The organism is Amaricoccus sp. (genome assembly GCF_036846665.1).
In the GTDB taxonomy this organism is placed as follows: Bacteria; Pseudomonadota; Alphaproteobacteria; order Rhodobacterales; family Rhodobacteraceae; genus Amaricoccus.
Map to the genome: position 1 here is coordinate 1 of NZ_DAIUBO010000382.1, position 2,177 is coordinate 2,177.

2 protein-coding genes are annotated in these 2,177 nt (G+C 70.8%); both read left to right on the forward strand.

Annotated features, from left to right (window positions below; all coding sequences use genetic code 11):
• Positions 1–941: FAD-dependent oxidoreductase (locus tag V7050_RS20565; RefSeq protein ID WP_324411221.1), on the forward strand; the 941-nt coding region annotated here is incomplete at its 5' end.
• Positions 942–991: 50 nt separating this feature from the next.
• The coding region (preA, locus tag V7050_RS20570) for an NAD-dependent dihydropyrimidine dehydrogenase subunit PreA (RefSeq protein ID WP_324370718.1) at positions 992–2,177 on the forward strand (1,186 nt) is incomplete at its 3' end.

Below are 2,177 nucleotides of genomic sequence, written 5' to 3' on the forward strand. Positions count from 1 at the left end.
ATCCCTTCCACCGCGCGCCGCCGACCGGCCGGCGCGTGGCCGTGGTCGGGGCGGGTCCCGCGGGCCTCGCCTGCGCGCACCGCCTCGCGATGCTCGGGCACGAGGTGGTGCTGATGGATGCGCGGGCGAAGGGCGGCGGGCTCAACGAATTCGGGATCGCCGCCTACAAGACGCCGGAGGGCTTTGCCCAGGAGGAACTGGACTGGCTGCTCGGCATCGGCGGGATCACCGTGGAATACGGGCGGCGGCTCGGGCGCGACGTGACGCTGAAGGCGCTCGTGGAGGATTTCGACGCGGTCTTTCTCGGGCTCGGGCTCGGGGGCGTGAATGCGCTCGACCTGGAGGGCGCGGAGCGGGACGGCCTGCGTCCGGCGGTGGATTTCATCGCCGAGCTGCGCCAGGCGGCCGATCTGGCGGCAATCCCGGTCGGGCGGCGGGTCGTGGTGATCGGCGGCGGCATGACGGCGGTGGATGCGGCGGTGCAGTCGCGCCTGCTCGGGGCGGAGGAGGTGACGATCGCCTACCGCCGCGGCCGCGAGAAGATGGGCGCGAGTCACCACGAGCAGGACCATGCCGCGAGCCACGGCGTCCGGATCGTGACCGGCGCGGTGCCGGTGGCGCTGCGCGGCGAGGGCGGCTTGGCAGAGGTCGAGTTCGCCTATGTCGCGGAGGGCCCCGCGGGGCTCGAGGAAAGCGGCGAAAGGTTCGTGCTCCGGGCCGACCAGCTCTTCACCGCGATCGGCCAGCGGCTGGGCGAACTGCCCGAGGGGCTGGCGACCGAGGGCGGCAAGATCCGGGTCGAGGGCGCGGGGCGCACGAGCCTGCCGGGCGTCTGGGCCGGCGGCGATTGTGCCGCGGGCGGCGCGGATCTGACCGTGACGGCGGTCGCCGAGGGACGCGACGCGGCGATGGACATCCATGCCGCCTTGACCAAGACTTGACGCGGCCCGCGCGCTCCGTTCCGGGGGCGTCGCGGCAAGGGAGGAATCGCATGGCCGACCTTCGCACCGATTTCGTCGGAATCACCTCGCCGAACCCGTTCTGGCTCGCCTCGGCGCCGCCCACGGACAAGGAATACAACGTGCGGCGCGCCTTCGAGGCCGGCTGGGGCGGGGTGGTGTGGAAGACGCTGGGGCTCGACCCGCATATCGTCAACGTCAACGGGCCGCGCTACGGCGCGGTCTGGGGCGCGGACCGGCGGCTGCTGGGGCTCAACAACATCGAGCTCATCACCGACCGGCCGCTCGAGGTGAACCTGCGCGAGATCAAGGCGGTCAAGCGCGACTGGCCGGACCGGGCGATGGTCGTCTCGCTGATGGTGCCCTGCGAGGAGGAGCCCTGGAAGGAGATCCTCGCCCGCGTCGAGGATACCGGCGCCGACGGGGTGGAGCTCAATTTCGGCTGTCCGCACGGGATGAGCGAGCGGGGCATGGGCTCGGCGGTCGGCCAGGTGCCCGAATACATCGAGATGGTGGCGCGCTGGTGCAAGGCCCATACCCGCATGCCGGTGATCGTGAAGCTCACCCCCAACATCACCGACATCCGCAAGCCGGCGGCGGCGGCGATGCGGGGGGGCGCGGATGCGGTGAGCCTGATCAACACGATCAATTCGATCACCTCGGTCAACCTCGACAGCTTCTCGCCGGAGCCCTCGATCGACGGCAAGGGCGCCCATGGCGGCTATTGCGGGCCGGCGGTCAAGCCGATCGCGCTCTCCATGGTCTCGGAGATCGCGCGCGACCCCGAGACCGCGGCGCTGCCGATCAGCGGCATCGGCGGCATCACCACCTGGCGGGACGCGGCGGAGTTCATGGCGCTCGGGGCGGGCTCGGTGCAGGTCTGCACCGCGGCCATGACCTATGGGTTCCGGATCGTGCAGGAGATGACCCGGGGGCTCGCGCTCTGGATGGACGAGAAGGAGCACGGGCGCCTCGAGGATTTCCGCGGGCGCGCCGTGCCCAATGTCACCGACTGGCAGCGGCTCAACCTCAACTACGTCACCAAGGCGCGGATCGACCAGGATCTCTGCATCAAGTGCGGGCGCTGCTACGCCGCCTGCGAGGATACTTCGCATCAGGCGATCGCGATGCAGCCCGGCCGGGTCTTCGAGGTGATCGACGCGGAATGCGTCGCCTGCAACCTCTGCGTCGATGTCTGCCCGGTCGAGGATTGCATCA